The organism is uncultured Photobacterium sp. (assembly GCF_947502415.1).
In the GTDB taxonomy this organism is placed as follows: domain Bacteria; phylum Pseudomonadota; class Gammaproteobacteria; order Enterobacterales; family Vibrionaceae; genus Photobacterium.
Map to the genome: position 1 here is coordinate 1 of NZ_CANMZV010000030.1, position 18,546 is coordinate 18,546.

The following is an 18,546-nucleotide window of genomic DNA, read 5'->3' on the forward strand; positions in this document are numbered from 1 at the left end:
TATTGTGAACAACTTCATCAGCAGCAAAAGGCTGAGAGTCTCCTTCAAATAAGACTCGTTGAACATCAATAACTACTTGTCATGTCCAGTTTCAAATGAGATTGCCACATAAGTAAATCAACATGTTACAACGATTTGTCCAATTAGAAATTGCTCAAAATCCAACAATTCGTGGGATTACTGGCAAAAACCCAGTAATCTATGAGATTTTAGCCTATTTCATCATGGTAATAAGTAGTCAGGCGGTTTTCATGACAAACCATCTGTGTATACAACTATAGCAGGTTTTTATATTGATATTTACATAAAAATAAACCCAAAGATTATTCCTTAGATTCAAAATTGCAGACAAAAAAAAGCACCTGATATATCAGGTGCCTATTAAACATCAAGATTCATATTTTCTATCTAGCTTTAAAGCTGATGTCCATCAAGTTAGCTCGTCATACCTTTCAAGCAAAACTTGCTCTGCGCTTTTAGGATAAATTTCAAAAGAGTTACAGTTTTCTTCATTTACCCTCACCAATGGTTCTATTTTCGCCCGCTTCAGTGCACATAAACACTTAACCTTGCTCTTAGCATGTAAGAACGCCCACTTGTTTAATATCAGATAGTTAGAGTTCAACTCCTTTATAGCTAACATTGGAATATATCTTATTGGAGACTCTGAACCCATGTCGATAATGTCAAGGATAAACTCACTCTTTAATGCCTCTCTGACATTCGGCATTTTGGTTCCCCAATACGCTGGTAAATACTCAACAGGTATTTCGTCCTCTTTGACAAGTGCATCCTCATCATACTTTTCAAAGAATGACTGCTTATTGATATATAACCTTGAAATAAGGCTTCCTTTTTTCAAGGTTAATAGTTGTGCAGGGAGTTTGTTATTAAAAACATCCACCAGCACATCCCCTGCAGTAACTCCAGGGATAAACTTACAGGCTGAAGGTACTAATTCACAATAAGGTATATATCCTTTAGCAACGCTATTTGTTCGATTCAACATTGATACTTTGCGAGCTACATTTTCAAGACTGTATAGTGCATCCTTCTTGGCTGCTTCAGGATTAACCGGTATAAATACGCCAGACAACTTCAACTGCTTAAAATCAGCAGGAGCAACCCCCAAGTAATGAGTTAATTGAGTTGCCCTAACAAAATCCGCCGCATCATTACCTCGGTAAAGCAACGCAAAGTGTTTCGTACTTTTAATTATGTTTAGAGCACGTGAAGCACTAGTAAACACCGAAGATTTAGAACCATTTCTGCTCAACTCATCAGCTAATGCTAACGCTTGAGCCTCTCTGTAAAGGGTCAAGGCTAGTTCATCTCCTAAAACCCGAATCTCTTCGTACCAGTGGCTCTCCAGCTCTTCTTTCAATGCCTGTCTTTCTGCGTGACTGTAAAGTAAAAACCATGCTTTCTGCATTAACACCATGATTTCTGTAATACGCATCTCACGTATACGAATATCTGAGGTAAAAACATCCAGTGGGCGCACCGCAATCATACTCATCTTCAATAACGAAATAAGTAGTTCTCTCGAACGGCTTCCTCGAAATACTTGAGATTGCCAATGCGGAACTTCAACTTTGCTAACCGTCCACTCAGTTATATGAGATGCACATTTACCACATCGACCACTATGGCTAGTTGCCAAAACCAGATCTTCACCACACTGCGGACACACATCGATCAACAACTCATTATGTTTAGAGCAAACACAATACAACGCGTGCTGCCACGCCTGCCGATGATACAAGGCTTCCAACAAACAGCCTACGCATACTCGAATCGAGCGAATTTTCATTTCGCTCGTTCCCTTCACACTTGGTACCCACAACTCCTTCATATATGGTGTCCGAAGTACATTAAGCAAATCACCTTCACTTACATTTAAAACTCGGCTCAGCTCTGTATACACCTTTGACTCAGAACGTGAGCCTGGAGTAAACCAAACATTCGGGCCAAACCCTAAGTGCTTAATGAGATCTTTATATTTGCATGCATTCGCTATCGCAAGGCGCATCAAAAAGCTTTTGATACTCTCTCCTTGCAAAGGTGCAAGACGTACAGCCAAAGAATATATATTTCGTACGCCGAACTCCATCAGATCACGCCTCGCTTCAATTTTATATTCAACTGCTGGGTAGTTGCCAAGAATGGGTTAATCCCTAACTGCGTTTCCCTCAGCCCAAAATAGCTCGAAAAAGCTTCGGCAAAGACCACTTTAGTTAACTCCATGCAATCACGCTTCTGAGCCACATGAATAGCTTCCGTAATCAGCTTTTTAAGCAATGCCATACTACCGTTTGTTGCTAGAAAGAGCCGCTCCAGCATCTTGCCTTCAAAAGTTACTGATGATGGTAAAGGCGAGCGCTTCATCAGCTTTTCAACAAAATACTGGTAATATTCCGTCCCCTGCTGGGTGTCGATAGAAAAGCTAGGCAGCCGATACAAGTTATAAAGCCGTTGAAATTGCCCATCAACCTGCAGCACATACTCTACTGACTCAGTGCCAGCAATCACTACCGGGATTTGTGTTTCCTTCATGAAGCCCTTGTAAAAGGATGCAGTTTTCATCGCTTTAGGCCCAGAAACCTCCTCAAATAAATCTTGAAACTCATCAATAATGATCATTAATACACCGCGTCCTTTGAGTAAAACACGAAGCCGTATTCTCATCTCCTCGCTAGTGCCTTTCGTTGGATTAATATCACCAAGTTCATATAACAGGGCGCTAAAAAATGACTTATGTGTCGTAATATTTTTTGCCGTGATGACCACAACAGGCAATTCATCGGAATTAGGCGGAACCTGGCCGTTGACCTCATCACGGAAAGCCCGGCATAGCGTACTCTTGCCTACACCGGTTGGGCCGCTAATCGCCACAGACTCAAACTCATCAGTGCCTGAAAAACCGATAGCCTTTACCAGGCACTCTTTGGCTAATTTGTAGTGCGGATGCTCAACTTTGGTCGCTTTGAAACCCAGCTGAACATCATTACGATAATTTGCTAAAACGCTACTCTTCGTCATCCCACAACCCCTTACTAAAGCCTGTAATATTGTCATCCCCGGAATCGCTACCTAAGTACGGTCTATACGATGAGTCATCATCTAGCTGTTGACCCATTAGCCAATGAAGCTCATCAACTTTTACAGGCTTATTTGTGTTCTTTTCAGCCTTCGCCTTTTGCCTATCAAGCTTCTCCTTTGCATCTTTGGCTTTCTTGCGCGCAGCACTATCCGCTGTCATTTCAATGTAATTCGTATTGTGCCCTGTAACGCCAGCTGGAATTGTTCCGTTAAAGCTCTTCGTCTCTGCTAACGTCATACCAGCAACTACCTTTGGGTGCGTACATTTGACGCGAATCAGGTTTTGAGTAACAGGGTCGACAATTGCGACATGAGACATATCTGTATGCGTTGCTAACAGTTCAACCCTTGGATTATTCTTGTCTGAGCGTTTCTTAATCTTTGAATAAATCTCTCGAAGCTCCCGGCAATTGAACCGAAGGTTTTCATACTGAACCCCTTTAACAGGATCCAATGCCACAACTTTCAAGCGAGGGTATGCCATACGAATCACGTGGGCTTGTTCAGGTAAAGTAATACCACTTACTGCTGCTTTTTGCTCCCAGACCTCAAATGGCGTAGCTCCGTTTAGCCCTGTATGCGGTGTATGGTGGTAATCATTAACGATAAAGTGATAAAGGCATTGCTTGAACTTGTTAACAGATAAAGTTGCAATTCTTTTTAGTGTTTGATCTGGCTCTAGTTCTTCTGATTTTCTTCCTGATGACATATAACCCTTCATGTTTTGTAAAACACGAGTACGCAATGTTCCAAAGAAACGTTCAATGAAGGGCTTTTTCCAGGGCCGCCTGACCTGCGTTGTGTCACGAGATATATCCAAAATTGATAACAACAAGGTAAATGCCTTCGAGACATAACCAGGGCCAGCATCCGCGATGATTTGTGCCGGCTTGCCACACATCGGCCAGCCTTCACGAAACTCTTCAGGAATGGCATCGTTGCCGGGTTTAGTTAAGATAGAATTACGTAAGCAATCGACTATATGTTCTGTGCTTTCCCCGTGACGTCCTACTTCAAGGGAAATACCGAGGATGGCACGGCTATACACATCAATAGCAACAGTTAAAATAGCGGGGCCAAGGTAATTACCATCATCATCGAGCAAGCCAATGCTGATGTAAGCAGAATCAATCTCTACCCGCTCTAAAATCGAGTGAACAATATATTTCTCAACGGCTTGGCGGTTGTGCTTGTTCGCTGCTGATTTACCATTTTGAGCTTCAATGATTTGACCATCATCTAAGTAATCATGAACCTCTTTGTAAAAGGTCGAACGAGACGGAAAGTCTGTAATATTATTATGTTTCCACCCGGCCACAAGATCCTTATGAATCGCACTGAGGGTCATGTAGTTTTTGCACAGATAATATTTATGCAACGCCTCATAAATATCGTCTAGGCGACTATATGGAACACGGGTTCTACGCTTGGGCCCGGGTTTTCGAGGGGCAAACGCCATAATGTGTGAGCCTGCCGTTTGATACTCTTTCACCCAGCGACAAAGCGTCGATCTCGATGGTGGGTTCAAGTCAGCGATTTGAGCTGGAACCACCTGCAGCGCATCATCTATGGCAGCTTTCGATGTTGGTTGACCAGAATGGTGAGCCTGCAGATGTTCAACATATGCTCGCTTATACTCTAAAAGAGCATATTCCTTATCAGTCAGCATCTCCTTCGTAGAAATAAGTGTCTCAGTATTTATGATTTTGAGATCACCACTGCAAAACATCTGCTGAATGTAGCTCGTTTCAAATACCTGGCTAATTTTTGTCTTTTCAAACCTGACTAATGTCTCTTCATGACAAATATGTTTAATGAACCCCTTCTTACCTAAGAGTTCAATCCGTTGATTTTTCTTGAAAGTTCCGTACCCATCATGCATTGAAGATCAACTCCATACGGTTATTGAATGGAGTGTGCAGGTCACACGAAATCTCATGGTGAGCAATGGCATAGTAGAGCGAAGCTATATCGATACTCTGAGTATGTATCCAAGCCTGAAGCTCACCTAACTGACAACAAGCGCCGAATGTAGCACGCGCTTCTGGCAGCCAAGTCAGGTCATGAGGGTAACTGCGGTGACGATATAGTTGCCAAAGGTTCGCTATGTAAAGTCGGTTTGAGGTGAGTTCGTCAGTTATAACGCGAAAATTAATCCCCTTACGGAACAAACGACGTTCAACTTCACGTAGTCGATTGATCACCTTAGGCTTTTCCAGCTCACACGCTGGTTTAACTTCTTCGATGTATTCTTTGCCATCGTTCTCTCGAGTGATGGCATCAGGTGTATACCGGAAATCACCAAAGTCAATTGTAAATGGCTGTGTTAGACGCTTAACAACTCGAGAATCAAAGTCTTTGATCAGACAAACTTCTTTCTCAAGGGTACTTTCGCAAAGCTGCGCTTTGGGGTGTTTGATACTCGGAAATGAGGTTATCGCTTTGACTTTGTCATAACGATAAATGCGATGGATAAGGTAGTTATCAATGAAGTGATTTTCGTTTAGATAACTATCTCTAAGGTATGTTTTTTCAAGCATGAAAAATCCTCTCTGTTTATGAATACAGAGAAGACTAGCTGCAAAGTCAGTTTATAACAAGTGCATCTATAGCACTTACGCTTATATTAGTACTGACATAAGCCAAAATCAAGCTTTTTTTCACTCAATATTTTAAAGTGAATCAAAGAGATATTGCTTTAATATTGACATAACTATCATTAAAACAATCACTTAAATTTTTTTCTTTGACAACGTAAAAATGATCAACTTCAGGCACTTACGAGCACCTACCCCTACGAAAGCTGGCGAATCAAACACTGCTTATGATTCGCAGCTCCCAGGTCAACTCCTAAAAAGTCCCGACAATTGATTGACACAAATATCACATTTAGTCGTAGCTACAGAGTTAACCCGATAAGACTAACTATGTTTAGACAAAATCAATTTGGCCTGTTAAGCATCAGTGAAGACGATTCATTTACTTATAAACTAAACTGACAAAATAAGAGCGACTTGAGCATCCAAATATGACAGTAGCTACTGTGCTGCGCAGTACACTTGGCTATACGCCTCGACTATCAAAAGAAAAACTGTTTCAGCCTCCAAAAATTATCCGGGATGATCTCATAAGCATCGTCGTCCCAGTCAAAAACAATCAACCTGGAATCGATCTCTTTCTAAACCGAATCAGTCGCCTGGAGCCATCTCAAAGGCCAGCAGAAGTGATTATTGTTGACAATAATTCGATGCCTCCACTTAAGCTCTTGCGAAATGATTATCCCTTACCAATCAGACTTCTGCGTTGTGTCACACCTGGGCCTGCCGCAGCCCGAAATAAAGGACTAATGGCATGTAGCTTACCTTGGGTCTTGTTTACAGACTCTGATTGCATACCAACCCAAACGCTTGTTTCTGGCTATTGTCGCGACTCCAATAGCCTTCTTGCCTACGCAGGCAATATCGCTGTTATGGAGAACGACTGGCTATCAACTTACTACCGCGATCAAAAAACTTTACTGCCACCGATAGCCAAGACAGTTCTTGGTCAGCGCCCTGATTATCTAGTCACGGCTAATTGCCTAGTTTCTCGTGAAGCAGCCTTATCCATTGGAGGATTCGACGAGCATTTCAATCTCGCAGGCGGGGAAGATATTGACCTTGCTTTGCGTTTATTAGAAATCGGAGAGATTGGCTTTTGTCTAAATAGCGTGGCAAAGCACCGCTTTAATGATGGCTATTGGGGGTTTGTCCGACGTTTCCGACGCTATGGCATCGGAAACCGTCGTCTTGCCGATAAATTTGGTCTTGAACTAAAACCACGACCTTTCGTACCAGTCAGCGGTAAACCGTTGCACTGGGTATTAGCCATCACTCAATGGATTGTGATGGCTTGGCATTATCATAGGAGTGCAAATCTATGAACTCTATCCTGATCACCGGTGGTGCTGGTTTTCTCGGCACCATCCTGGCCAACGAGCTTGGCCGTGATCCGGAAAACAAGATCACCATTATTGACGATCTCAGTTCGGGTCAAAAAACCAACATTTCTTCATCCAGCCACTTTATAAAAGCAGATATTTCAAGTGATTATTTGGATGATATTCCGACTCATAACCAAATCTATCACCTTGCTTGCCCTGCTTCCCCTCAGTTCTACCAGCGGTCACCATTACACACGATAAATACATGCGTAACCGGCACTCAAAAGATACTCGAGAAAGCAAAGCAATGGAGAGCTCGAGTAGTTTTTACATCGACGTCGGAGATCTACGGTGATTCAAGATCGCTTCCTCAGAAAGAAAGCGATCTTGGGGAAGTATCAACCATAAGCCCCAGAGCATGCTATGACGAAGGAAAAAGACTTGCAGAAACCCTCTGCTTTTACTACCGAACCGAACAAGGCGTCGACGTGAGGATCACTCGTCTATTTAACACGTATGGCCCAAGTATGCGTTCAGACGACGGAAGAGTTACCACTAATTTTCTTCATCAAGCCATGTCGAATAAACCAATAACGGTTTACGGAGACGGACAACAAACACGATCATTTTGTTATGTAACAGATACGGTCACCGCCCTTATTACTTTAATGCAAAAAGAAATGGAGAATTTTCAGATACCAGTAATTAACATTGGCAATGATGAAGAAACTAAAGTGATAACTTTGGCACGGATGATTAAGGAAATTACATACAGCTCCAGTCCAATACTCTTTAAGCCTCTACCGACTGCCGATCCTCGCCAACGTCGGCCTGATATAAGATTGGCCAGAAAGCATCTCGGATGGGAACCAAAAATAGGGCTTTATACCGGATTAGCAATGATGTTACTCGAACTCCAAAAAAGGATGAAGAGAGTTTCCTAAGAGCGCAGGAATAGCCGACAGATGAAGATATATCAAGAGCACAAGAGATGTCACGAACAAACTTAGAATCGAGATATAAGAAATGCAGCTAATTTCTCTGGTAATGCAATGAAAGGTCGCTCGCTGTGGTGGCCTTTTTGAAAGCAAGGAAGCTTTCACTCAACAGCAACTATGTCGTCAAAATCACATTTTATCAGCTTATACCGGTTACTGTGCTGTCGACATTTTACCTTATTTCGCAAGGTAATAAGCTTTACTTCACCTTTTTTATCATTAGCCTTAAAAAGGCCTCCAGCCGTTCGTACTACCCCCCACCTCGTACTGGCTTCCAGATAAAAACAATCTGATCACGACTTAAACTTTTAGCGTAGCCTCCTGCGAGGTAAGGTTGTAGTGGCCGCAGACCATTACTTTGCCGTTATCGAACGACTGCGGGAGAGTTCTGGATATTCACATTATAGATACTTATTTGTAGCTCTCTAAAGGTCAATGAGTTGCAGCCAATATTGACTGCAAGCATCAACTCTAGCGAAAAATTTTTCCAGACGAAATTTCGCACGAATATTATTTTACGAAGAGCAAGGCTAAAACAACTTCTACGGAAAATGATATCACTCACGAGTTGAATTCGCGATCAACAGCGCTGAGATGTTACCCATGCGGCCCCAACCCATTCAACTTCCTCAGGGAAAAGGTGATTATTCGCTTTCTGTGCAAGGATTGAGTTTGCTGCCGAGTCGCATTGCTCGAATATATATCGATTATTATCCCTCGATGTATCAGTGTCACCGTACTGAGCTGGATCTAATAGCCATTGCCCTAAAGTGGCGGGATTATTGCCGACTTTGCCATTTTTGATGGTAAATGCACTGAACTCCTGTTTCATTCTCAGGCCCAAATCGTTTTGCCAGCGGAGTAAGCCGGCCATAAATGCATCTCCCATTGATTGATGGCCGACAACCGCAGCCGTTTTACCTTCAAAGCGGTAGCTACTTGCAGTTTTTACCAAGAATGTCAGTAGCTCTGAACTCATATCCATCATCACGGTACCAGGGCGAAGTTTCGCCAGTGGTCTGTCGAAGGTGATTTCGCATTTACTACGTCGGGTTCCTAGTTTCTTCATCACCTGCTCGGGGAGCTTGAGGTGCCAGATTCTCTGAGAGTGAGTTCGATTGAAAATTTCGATGTTTAGGATCTGGCACATACCTGCGACAAAAGCCTCTACATGAGCCGTAGTTATCGTTAAATCGTTGCTGAGTTCCTCGGGGTTGAAACCGGCAGCATATTGAAACAATTCACGTTGCTTAGATGCAGATTCTTTTGCCATGTTTAGTGCTTCATCAATACGTTCTTTAGTTCGTTCGATATCGCTGTTTGTTGCGGTTTTGAGGATATCTTCTACGTCGACTAAGTCGGAAATCTCCCCCAAAATGTCGTCTTTTAAAGCATCGTTAAACTCATCACCTTGGACAACGGCTAAGTCCTTTACGACTTGATCTATGCGCTCGTACATCAAACCAATAATTTTTTCATCAACTGTATCCGGTGAGTGGATATTGAACACAACAACCTTGTTTTTCTGGCCGTAGCGATACAGTCGACCGATTCGTTGAACCAAACGCATAGGATTCCATGGGAGATCGTAATTCACCATGATATGACAGTTGCGTTGGAGGTTTATCCCTTCCCCACCGGCTTCAGTTGAGATCAAAAACTGACCGGATTGTTCGAAATGCTGTATAGCCTCGGCTCGCTCGTCTCTGGTGAGGCTTCCATGTAATAACGCAACTTTATGTTCACCATAGACAGATGACAGTGCACATCTCAGATAGTCTTGGGTAGCACGATACTCAGAGAATATGAGTACTTTTTTGTCAGGATCATCCGCCAGTATCTGATGCAATAATTGGTCAAGAAATAACTCCAGTTTGAGATCTTTCTGAAGCAATGCGCGAGACTCTATGATTAACTCTTCGAGTAGCTCTATTTCACCTTCGAAAAATTGTTGCTGGGAGGTATCATAATTTTCCTCCATTTCGCCTTGATAGCGTTCGTCTTCACTGTAGTCCTGCGTATGATTTACGCAATCATCATATTCATTACATAATCGCTTGAGGCGACGTTCAAGAGAAAGATGAATTGCAGCAACGCTGGAAGCTGCCAGCTTTCGATAAACCGTCATCACAAAGCCGATAGCATTTCCAGCTCTGCCAAGAGCCTCCCCTGCTTTATAACCTTGCTTGAGGTAGTTTTGCAAAGATCGATCGAATACTTTTGCTTCGTCGTTAATATCGACAGTCATGGCGTGAGTGGACTTTCCATGAAAAACAAAGTTACCCTCCAAATCGGTCACATCAGCTTTGTAATTTCGGATCACCATATCGTTGAGTAGTTGGGGCTTGAGACTTAATAGTTCAATGTCGCTTTTTAACTCTGGACGAAGTAACTCAAGCAATGAGGTGAATTTGTCCTGCAACCCTTGGTGAGGTGTTGCGGTCAGCAGCAGCATGGACTGCGCTTTGCCATAGCGTCTCAAGTTTGCTGCCAGCTCAAAACGACCTGAGCTGTCATACTGTAATCCGTAAAGGCGGCGTGAGAGTCGATGAGCTTCATCAAAGATCACTAAGTCCCAAGGTTCAGCTTGAAGAAGTAACTCTTGATGTGCATCTGTTTTTAGACGGTCGATGGAAGCGATGACATTGTCATGCATTTTCCAATGTCTGGGCTCGTTGATAGAGAAATCATCGCCGTAGATTTGAAAGTCCCCCAAATCAAATTTCTCATACATTTCGTCCTGCCATTGTTTCGTCAGGCCCGCAGGAGTAATAAGGAGGATCCTTTTGGCCAATCCCCTTTGCCGTAATGCCGCCAATAGCATTCCGGTCTCAATGGTTTTTCCCAAGCCAACATCATCAGCAATCATCCAGTTAAGGTTGCCAGAGTTGATAATGTGATGAACGAGATGAATTTGATGCGGCAGCGGATCAATATCAAGGGCAGATAAGGCTCCGGTGTTTTCATTCCAAACTGTCAATGCATGGGCAAGTACTCGCATACGAAGACGTTCCGCTTGATCATTATTACCTGTTTTAGATGTAATGAATCCATGCTTAACGCCTTGTATATGTTGTAGGAACTGGAAAGGGATCCAACGACGCAGTCCTGAGGAATTGAATTCCACCAAGAGTTGCTCACTACCCCCCACTTTTCTTGCTTGCTTGATGACACCTTCTTGAAGCTTCAGTCCTGCATCAGTATGTGCAGCGAGGACATCCATACCAAGCTTAAAGCCGTTACGCAACTGAATAACAGGTACAACTGATATTTCTCCGGTAGGTATCCACTTGACCTGGGCTTGGCTACCTTCTTGACGTGAATATATCTGAAGAACGATCCCTGTGCGATTTTCCTTTGTATTGGTGGGCAGTGAGACCCAACAACCTCGAATGGGATTAATGCTGTAATCAAGAGCCATTTTTTCCTCTAGAAAAGCTGATTTTTAAAAACCTGTTCATCAATGCAAGTTCCTTCCATGATATGTTCTGGCCTGAATGTACTTCGATACAAACCTTGTGGGCCATGAGTAAAACCCAATTCGGATAGATTGTTGTAAAGCGTATTTTGGGCGATGTCATACAGGCCACAGTCACAAAAAGCCTCCACCTCTTCATCGTTGAATCCGCCAAATCGATTTGGAGCAACTCTTTGATGGCCAAACTTAAGGCTATGGTAAAGCCACATAGAGAAGTAACGATTAAAAGCGCGGTAATACCTAATAAGTACAGGGGAGGAGATCCATTCCTCATAAAGAATTTCGATGGACTCCTGAATCTCAACCATATCAGGTAATGAATCGTAGGGGCCTTCTAGAGTTTTGATAACCCTTAAGCAATCAGACCAACTGATATTGCGATAGGCATCATCAGAATGACCATTTTTGCTAATGCGGATCCATAGGTGGGGGCTTTGCTTCCAATATGATTGTATTTTGGATGCAATAATAAATTCATCTGGTGTCATGCCCTCAGATATGTGTCGCTCCAGGGTTTTTATTATTGCGCCATAGCCACGACTTGAAAGTAAGACCGTTAGAAAATCGATATGACTTATTGGCCAATCATTCTCATAAATAAACTGGATAGCTCTAAGTCGGGCCTTGTCACTGAGGAGTAGAGATGATGTGAGGATTGAGGTATCTGGTTCGCGAGGCTCTATTGGCTCAGGTTCAAGCCACATATCCTGCACACTGTCGTAGTTGTCGATATCAATAAATTCAATTTCTGGAAGTGCTTCACTCTGGGCATCATTGAACTCCCAAAGTTCAAGGCTTTCATCCCAGTCTTGATCCAACTCATCCGATTCAGGTAGCAACAGCTCGTCGTCAGGATATTGGTAACTGTTAAGTTCTAGAGGCTCAGAACCAACGTTAGCTTGTGGCGTGAAAGCCCTCTCATCATCCAGAGCATCAGCGCTTGTTTTAGGGGTAGATTCGTTTTGTTGAATATAATCTGTATCCTGGCTGGATTGTTTGCCCGTTGGTGTCTGTAAAAGCTCATTTATTAGAGCCGGAGAGCTTGTTGTTATTGTTTGAGAAGAGGCTTTAACGAAGCCTTTATCCAACCATTTGGGTTGATATGATATGGCTTGAGCTTCGCTTGCTAAGATCTCTGAGTTGTGCTCATCTGCAGGTACTTGCAGCGATGCTGAAGGGGATAATGCGGTAATTTTTTGAATGTGCTTAGGTGATTCCCTGTTTTCGTCCACTTTTGTTTTTTTTACGCGGTTTAAGGATAAAGTTTTTCTTTTCGTCCTTACTTCGAAATCTTGTCGAGATTCAGCCACTGATGTGGTGATAGCGGGCGTTGTTATTACTCTTTTTTGTTCCGTAGGGCTTGTTGAAGAATCAGAACTAGGAGTCTTGTCATCTGAATCCATTGAAGGCCATCTGGTTTCTGGTGGCATTTGTTTTAACGAGAGTATCGGGCGCTTCTTTGTGGGGCGTTTGTGGTGATACTCAGGTTCTTCTTCACCGTATTCATAAACGTCAGCTGCCTGGTATTGCTGAGCTTCTTGGACGATGTAATCGAAGTCGGACTCTTCAGGGTATAATCGATGGCTGGATTGTGCATGAGCCAATAATGCTGCGGCTTTTCTACGAGCTTTCCTTGCCGCTTTGCGTGCTCCTTGCCGACTTTTGATTAACGCATAGACTTGCCATAGTTCTGGTGAACGAGGAGCTTTGCCTAATTGCTGTTTTAACAAGCGTTCTGCTTGTTGCAGTCGATTACAATCAATACAAACTTGTATCTGCTGTAAGCTTCTGGGTTGGTCACTTTGCTCTGCCATTCCTTGTGTCCAGCTAAGTGTATTTAGATTCCTTTTTTCACAGTTTCGCAGGATTTATCATTGTAGACTGCGATCTGACATACAAAAAACATCTACTGTAGCGTGAATTTTTTTAGTTACATGATGTGATTTCTGACGTTTTTCTGGTTATTACAATTCCCGTTCTTTTCAGCTTACATCAAAAAATATGGCATCTATGTTAACAGGTTATAAGTAAGCAAATGTACTAACTTAAAAGGGGGCGTTTTCGAGTTAGCCATTACCGACTAACTCAATGGGGGCAAGAATCGTAAACTGTCACTTTACTAATAAGTTTCGGAAAACTTTTGTATTGCCTATATATTGATTCAAGCAGGGAGACCTACCAGCTCTTCATAGTATAGTTACTTCAAGATTGCATTCTATCGAGTAACTTCCCACGAGCGTGGATCATGAGATTATCTCATAGGAGTGAACAGAGCGTTTATTGATGCCATAAATTCCGTGCCTTGCCTTGTCAAGTGAAGAAGCCCTAACACCGTATCCTTGATTCACCACCATATCGATAAGCTTATCTATATCCTCATCAAATAGTTCAATCGCATCTTCCTTTCGATTACTACCATTGGATACGCGATAAGAAAAAATACCCGTGGTTCGATTACGCAATTTCACTGGATAGAGCGCAATGCCATCATCGCAAATGAGCTTTAGTCTCATACAGAACTTATCTGATGCATAAGTATTGGACACTATTGGTGATGATTTATTTGCTTTTCTCATTACAGGCTCCTTTATTACTGTCACTTGGGGTGTCAAAGACGTGATGCCATCATTTATGGCAAGCTTGACTGCGGTCTGAGCTTGCAAGCCAAGGTTCTGGCGCAGGTTATTATTCTCTCCCAACCAGTTTGGTATCAGTGCGCCCTGGCTTGCAAAGTGCTCAACGTGAACAACGGTAACTTTCCCGTCAGTGTAAGAAACGTCATTAATCCACTTCCAGTTTCCAGGTCGATTCTTGGAAAAGAGCTTATATGCTTCTCTGACATAGTTAAGTTTTGTCCCAAGCCCAAACATAACAATCAGCTTCACTCGTTCTGGCAAATCGACTAAAAAACGTTGAGTACAATTATTTGCGATCTGACTGCCGAAGTCGGTCTTTACGAATTTGTCTAGCATACCGCCACCTGAGCCTTTCCATTTATTGGTCTTGGCATCTAACTGCTCGACAGTGCAACGAATTAGTGAGCCAAAGTGAAACCTATTATTGCTTTCATTGATCAAGGCATCACATTTATATCTCGAATTTTGGTCAATTGTTTCATCCTCCAACAGACCAATATGCGATAAAATTTTATCGACATTTTTTCTGCTCCCCTTATAAGCAATTTTGTTATGAGGTGTTGCTAAAAGGGCTCCTACTTGAGTTGGCCCTTTAGAAAAGCCGAGGACTATAATTTCCGGCTCAGAACACCCCCAAGCCAATGGATTATTGCTAATTCGCCAGCCATTCCCGCCGTCGTTTTTGGTCTTATCGAATTGTACTTCTTCTGCTTGGCATGAATAGCATCGAGTGCACTGTATACGTCCATGTTCAGGTAACTTATGCATTGATATCCTTCTTCATATTTTCCAGCTGGTCTATTAAGGGTTCATTATTAAAGCGATAATCTCGCTTAGTTAACACGTTCTGTACCCAAAAGGATTTGTCGCTCAAACTAACGATAAGGCTTTTTCCTGTCGCAGGCGGGATCTTCCGCACTACATCCCCATGTTCGTTGGTCATAACTGCTTCGATTTTTCCATTCTCCAGCGTCGCTAAGGCGTTTGAGAACTTCATTTCCTGCTCTTTGGTCATGACATTGGTTAAGAGAATAGTCTTAAACACCAAGCCGTTACTTTTGGGTAGTTTGTTGCTAACAAGGATAAAGTTTCTGAAAACGAAATAATTCACATCATTCAACCGAGTGATTGGTACGTTTTCTGAGATGAGCCATTCAATAACTGGGTAAACAATAGCGCCAATTTCACCGATTGATTTTTCATTAAACCTCTGGATACCTCTGACCAAAAAGTGCTCATGAAAATAAAAATTGCTTGCCCACATTAAATAAAATCCAGGCTTACCTTTTAAGTGTTTTCTGGAGTCATAGTATCCGAGGATGAATCCGCACAGGTTACCCATGCCTTCAGCAGGAGCAAGTTCTGGCTCTATTGCAGAGAATTCAGCGCAAAAGTGCCAAGAGGATAACCTCCGATATCTTTTATTGAAAAGAATGAAGTCCCCGTACCATGCGAGCTCTTCCTGCATGAAACGCTCTGCACTTGCTCTACTTTTCTTCTCGTATATATTCGCACGACTCATTTTAAGACACAGCAGCTCATCACCCACAGCTTGAGCTTGCCTCAAAGTTCCTTTTAAGATTGCCTTTGCTTCGGTTTCCCCAGTAATCATTAAACTCTCCCTGTCATCTTACTGATAAGATTGTCTCATGACGTTTGTAATTAATGCTTTAACTGGCTCTTTTCTGCTCCGTCTTAATGATCCTACATACTACGATAGATGGTAAAATCATTAGTTCAAATAAATAATGAATGTTTTTTTTAGCCAAATTGACATATAAGAATAACTATATAAAGATAAAGTATCGGTACAAGTTAAGGGGCAAGTAAACGCCACATGCATAACCTAAAAAACGAGACCCAAAGATTTTGTGAGTTCTTAGAGTTCTTTTTATCGCCTCTAGGTCTGCCTGGTGCATACGACTATTACACTGAAAGTAAGATTGACCATTTTGTCTGTGTTTGTGAAGAGTTAAGAGATACTGGTCGTCTAGATGTCAGTCGGTGTTCAACAGTAGATTTGTTTCACTTTACAAATTCGATGATTCAATTAATGAAAGCCTTCGAGCAAGATCCGTGTCTAGGTTGGGGAGAAATTTCAGAGGACAATGAAGCATCAGGCTTAATTGAAGTTATGTATATTGGGCTTGGTTATGCGTTAATTTATGAAGAAGATGCAAGTGCCTTTGATACTGACTATGTTCGCGCATTAGCAGCTGTGGCACGCATGAAGTACTCAAGTTTTAAATCAACAATTTCAGCCTCAGCTTTGAATGAGGATGACCTCAAAGCCTTTGTGCAAACCCGGCGTGGATTCTTACCTCTTGTCATGTATAACAGTGAAGCCTTACAAGATAACTACAAACTGATTTATTATGGTGAGCATTCACATACATTAAGAATAGTGGCAAAAACGCTGCTAAATAGGGCTGAATGGCGCAAGGTCGAACGCTCGCGTTTATGTGACATTTTAGGTGTCGAATCAGAGGAAGAACTTACTAAAGTGATAGTCAGCCCTGAAAACTGCGCAACGGTTGCTCAAGTTCTGTCACTAGATCTTGATTCATTTGTTGGTTTATTACAATCCATTGAGTTGGAGTATGAAAAAGCGGCAATTATTAACAAGTACAAACAAGCGAGCGAATTACCTTCTAAGATCACGGCAGCGGAAATAAAAAATGACGAAGACCGTATCACGCCAACTGAATTCATTGAATTAACAAAAAGCATTGGCCGAGTTCACCCCAATTACAAAGCGAACAAAAAGTTAATGGGAATGCTGCTACAAAATGGTACGGAGATAGGCGTAGAAATTTCGACCACGAAGACAGTGAATATATGGCTCAATGCATCAAGAAAAGCTATTGCTTTGGAGCCTTTCATCAAAGCAGAATATGAACAGACATCGGCGGATGAGTCCAATTATGGCCGGCACAGTGCGTTACGCATTTACAACCAGCTTTCACGGGAACCTGTTATCAAGTTGACCTTAAAAAGTGTTGGTGATGCTAAGTTGGTTATTAACCATCTTAAATAAGGCAAAACCATATACACAAAATAACAGTCAATATGGATACAATTCTCGTAAAATGGTTTCATGTAATGGATTTATATGCTGGAGGAATTAGATAACTTGAAACTTAATTTATAACGAAAAATGTTACGAACCAAGGTTAAGTACTTATTTCATAATTCCAAATTTCTATCCAAAGCACTGGATGCCATTGCTAAAATGAAGATAAGATCGAGGGAAATTTTCCTAGCAATCTGTCTACTCCGAGAGCCTTAGAGCGTATTCTAATTCAACCCTGGTCTAACAAATGGTGTTATCTAAATTACCAGGGTAACTGCCTCTGCACCTTTGGATTTGTTTTCGTGATGGTGGACTAAAGCACAGCTATCAAGTCACTCACCTTTTCAAAGATTGTGTTTTATATCAATTAGTAATATCACACTTCATTTGTAATACATATTGTTTTGTCAGTTAGGTAGGCGTAGTCTTTTACGTTCAAAATCAGCACCGGATACATCGGTGGTGCTTTCCCCGTGCTTCAGTTCCAACAAAAAGGTGATTTTATGCGACTCAAATCTGGTTTTCTCCGGTTGCTTGTTTGTGGCATGTGCTTTATTCCGGCTATCAGTCAGGCATCTGATCTAGACAATTTCAAAGGGCTTTCTGGAACGCTCAATATCGCAGGGGGAACGGCACATATCCCGGTCATGAAACAAGCCGCCAAAGCTGTTATGAAATCCAATAGCGAAATTCGTATCACAATCGCGGGAGGAGGATCTGGTGTAGGTGCCCAGCAAGTGGCCAAAGGCCTGGTTGAGATAGGAAACACTGGCCGACAATTAAAACCGGGTGAAGCAAAACACGGGCTGATCTCGTTCCCATTCGCTATCGACGGCGTAGCGGTCATCATCAATCCGTCGAATCCAATTCAAGCATTAACCCAACAAGAAGTGGCCGATATCTTTGCAGGCAAAATCACCAACTGGCAGTCTCTAGGCGGAAATGATCGCCCTATCAACATTTTTACACGAGATGAGGCCAGTGGTACCCGTGCCGTTTTCGTAAAAAAATTGCTTCACAACTCACCAATGGTCAATCACGCCAATGTTGTACCGTCTAATGGCGCAATGAAAACAGCCATCGCACGCGATCCTGGTGCCATCGGCTACAGTAGCGTTGGCTATATAGACAGCATGGTTAAAGCGCCAGCTCTAGATAATGTCCAACCTACCAATGAAGCCTGTGCATCCGGCGAATACCCTATTGTGCGCAAGCTATACATGAACACCAAAGGCGAACCTAAAGGACTGGTGCGAGAATTTATTAATTTTATCTACAGCCCGCAGGGTGCTGAATATATTCGCGCGTCTGGATATATTCCAGTCAGCAATAAATAA

General features: G+C 42.4%; 12 protein-coding genes. 4 read left to right on the forward strand and 8 right to left on the reverse strand.

The genetic code is table 11. The features are described from left to right. Positions 1-430: 430 nt before the first annotated feature. Genes Q0852_RS21290 through Q0852_RS21305 form a run of 4 tightly spaced genes read right to left on the reverse strand, consistent with a single transcriptional unit; the run spans position 431 to position 5,642 of the window. Positions 431-2,113, reverse strand: a complete 1,683-nt coding sequence (locus Q0852_RS21290) for a TniQ family protein (protein WP_299021899.1) — start codon at positions 2,111-2,113, stop codon at positions 431-433. Then, positions 2,113-3,042 (reverse strand): TniB family NTP-binding protein, encoded by a 930-nt coding sequence (locus Q0852_RS21295; RefSeq protein WP_299021902.1) that lies wholly within the window; start codon positions 3,040-3,042, stop codon positions 2,113-2,115. The genes Q0852_RS21290 and Q0852_RS21295 overlap by 1 nt, the downstream gene beginning before the upstream one ends. After that, positions 3,029-4,984 carry a hypothetical protein gene (locus Q0852_RS21300; protein ID WP_299021904.1) on the reverse strand — a complete coding sequence of 652 codons (1,956 nt, stop codon included), beginning with the start codon at positions 4,982-4,984 and terminating at the stop codon, positions 3,029-3,031. Before Q0852_RS21300 ends, Q0852_RS21295 begins: the two co-directional genes overlap by 14 nt. Then, positions 4,977-5,642, reverse strand: a complete 666-nt coding sequence (locus tag Q0852_RS21305; protein ID WP_299021906.1) for a TnsA endonuclease N-terminal domain-containing protein — start codon at positions 5,640-5,642, stop codon at positions 4,977-4,979. The genes Q0852_RS21300 and Q0852_RS21305 overlap by 8 nt, the downstream gene beginning before the upstream one ends. A gap of 488 nt (positions 5,643-6,130) precedes the next feature. On the opposite strand from Q0852_RS21305, the gene Q0852_RS21310 reads away from it, so the two are divergent. Both Q0852_RS21310 and Q0852_RS21315 read left to right on the forward strand, forming a co-directional pair. After that, positions 6,131-7,024: a glycosyltransferase gene (locus tag Q0852_RS21310; RefSeq protein WP_299021908.1), complete on the forward strand. Its 894-nt coding sequence runs from the start codon at positions 6,131-6,133 to the stop codon at positions 7,022-7,024. After that, on the forward strand, positions 7,021-7,968 hold the full coding sequence (locus tag Q0852_RS21315) for an NAD-dependent epimerase/dehydratase family protein (RefSeq protein ID WP_299021910.1): 948 nt from the start codon (positions 7,021-7,023) through the stop codon (positions 7,966-7,968). The genes Q0852_RS21310 and Q0852_RS21315 overlap by 4 nt, the downstream gene beginning before the upstream one ends. Before the next feature lie 634 nt (positions 7,969-8,602). Here the strand turns inward: Q0852_RS21315 and Q0852_RS21320 are convergent. The 4 genes from Q0852_RS21320 to Q0852_RS21335 all read right to left on the reverse strand — a co-directional run bounded on the left by Q0852_RS21320 (position 8,603) and on the right by Q0852_RS21335 (position 15,748). Next, positions 8,603-11,443 carry a DEAD/DEAH box helicase gene (locus Q0852_RS21320; protein WP_299021913.1) on the reverse strand — a complete coding sequence of 947 codons (2,841 nt, stop codon included), beginning with the start codon at positions 11,441-11,443 and terminating at the stop codon, positions 8,603-8,605. 8 nt (positions 11,444-11,451) lie between these two features. Further along, positions 11,452-13,314 carry a hypothetical protein gene (locus Q0852_RS21325; RefSeq protein WP_299021915.1) on the reverse strand — a complete coding sequence of 621 codons (1,863 nt, stop codon included), beginning with the start codon at positions 13,312-13,314 and terminating at the stop codon, positions 11,452-11,454. 429 nt (positions 13,315-13,743) lie between these two features. Then, positions 13,744-14,904 carry a hypothetical protein gene (locus Q0852_RS21330; protein ID WP_299021917.1) on the reverse strand — a complete coding sequence of 387 codons (1,161 nt, stop codon included), beginning with the start codon at positions 14,902-14,904 and terminating at the stop codon, positions 13,744-13,746. After that, positions 14,897-15,748 (reverse strand): hypothetical protein, encoded by an 852-nt coding sequence (locus tag Q0852_RS21335; RefSeq protein ID WP_299021919.1) that lies wholly within the window; start codon positions 15,746-15,748, stop codon positions 14,897-14,899. Before Q0852_RS21335 ends, Q0852_RS21330 begins: the two co-directional genes overlap by 8 nt. A gap of 225 nt (positions 15,749-15,973) precedes the next feature. Here Q0852_RS21335 and Q0852_RS21340 point away from each other — a divergent pair, with 225 nt between their 5' ends. Both Q0852_RS21340 and Q0852_RS21345 read left to right on the forward strand, forming a co-directional pair. Further along, on the forward strand, positions 15,974-17,173 hold the full coding sequence (locus Q0852_RS21340) for a hypothetical protein (RefSeq protein WP_299021922.1): 1,200 nt from the start codon (positions 15,974-15,976) through the stop codon (positions 17,171-17,173). 539 nt (positions 17,174-17,712) lie between these two features. Continuing rightward, positions 17,713-18,546, forward strand: coding sequence for a phosphate ABC transporter substrate-binding protein (locus Q0852_RS21345; protein ID WP_299021924.1), 834 nt, complete (start codon positions 17,713-17,715; stop codon positions 18,544-18,546).

What these genes read in the sequence shown, in the direction of transcription:
- Q0852_RS21330 (WP_299021917.1), bottom strand. Translation starts at nt 14,904, where the DNA reads ATGCATAAGTTACCTGAACATGGACGTATACAGTGCACTCGATGCTAT.
- Q0852_RS21325 (WP_299021915.1), bottom strand. Translation starts at nt 13,314, where the DNA reads ATGGCAGAGCAAAGTGACCAACCCAGAAGCTTACAGCAGATACAAGTT.
- Q0852_RS21305 (WP_299021906.1), bottom strand. Translation starts at nt 5,642, where the DNA reads ATGCTTGAAAAAACATACCTTAGAGATAGTTATCTAAACGAAAATCAC.
- Q0852_RS21335 (WP_299021919.1), bottom strand. Translation starts at nt 15,748, where the DNA reads ATGATTACTGGGGAAACCGAAGCAAAGGCAATCTTAAAAGGAACTTTG.
- Q0852_RS21300 (WP_299021904.1), bottom strand. Translation starts at nt 4,984, where the DNA reads ATGCATGATGGGTACGGAACTTTCAAGAAAAATCAACGGATTGAACTC.
- Q0852_RS21310 (WP_299021908.1), top strand. Translation starts at nt 6,131, where the DNA reads ATGACAGTAGCTACTGTGCTGCGCAGTACACTTGGCTATACGCCTCGA.
- Q0852_RS21320 (WP_299021913.1), bottom strand. Translation starts at nt 11,443, where the DNA reads ATGGCTCTTGATTACAGCATTAATCCCATTCGAGGTTGTTGGGTCTCA.
- Q0852_RS21340 (WP_299021922.1), top strand. Translation starts at nt 15,974, where the DNA reads ATGCATAACCTAAAAAACGAGACCCAAAGATTTTGTGAGTTCTTAGAG.
- Q0852_RS21295 (WP_299021902.1), bottom strand. Translation starts at nt 3,042, where the DNA reads ATGACGAAGAGTAGCGTTTTAGCAAATTATCGTAATGATGTTCAGCTG.
- Q0852_RS21290 (WP_299021899.1), bottom strand. Translation starts at nt 2,113, where the DNA reads ATGGAGTTCGGCGTACGAAATATATATTCTTTGGCTGTACGTCTTGCA.
- Q0852_RS21315 (WP_299021910.1), top strand. Translation starts at nt 7,021, where the DNA reads ATGAACTCTATCCTGATCACCGGTGGTGCTGGTTTTCTCGGCACCATC.
- Q0852_RS21345 (WP_299021924.1), top strand. Translation starts at nt 17,713, where the DNA reads ATGCGACTCAAATCTGGTTTTCTCCGGTTGCTTGTTTGTGGCATGTGC.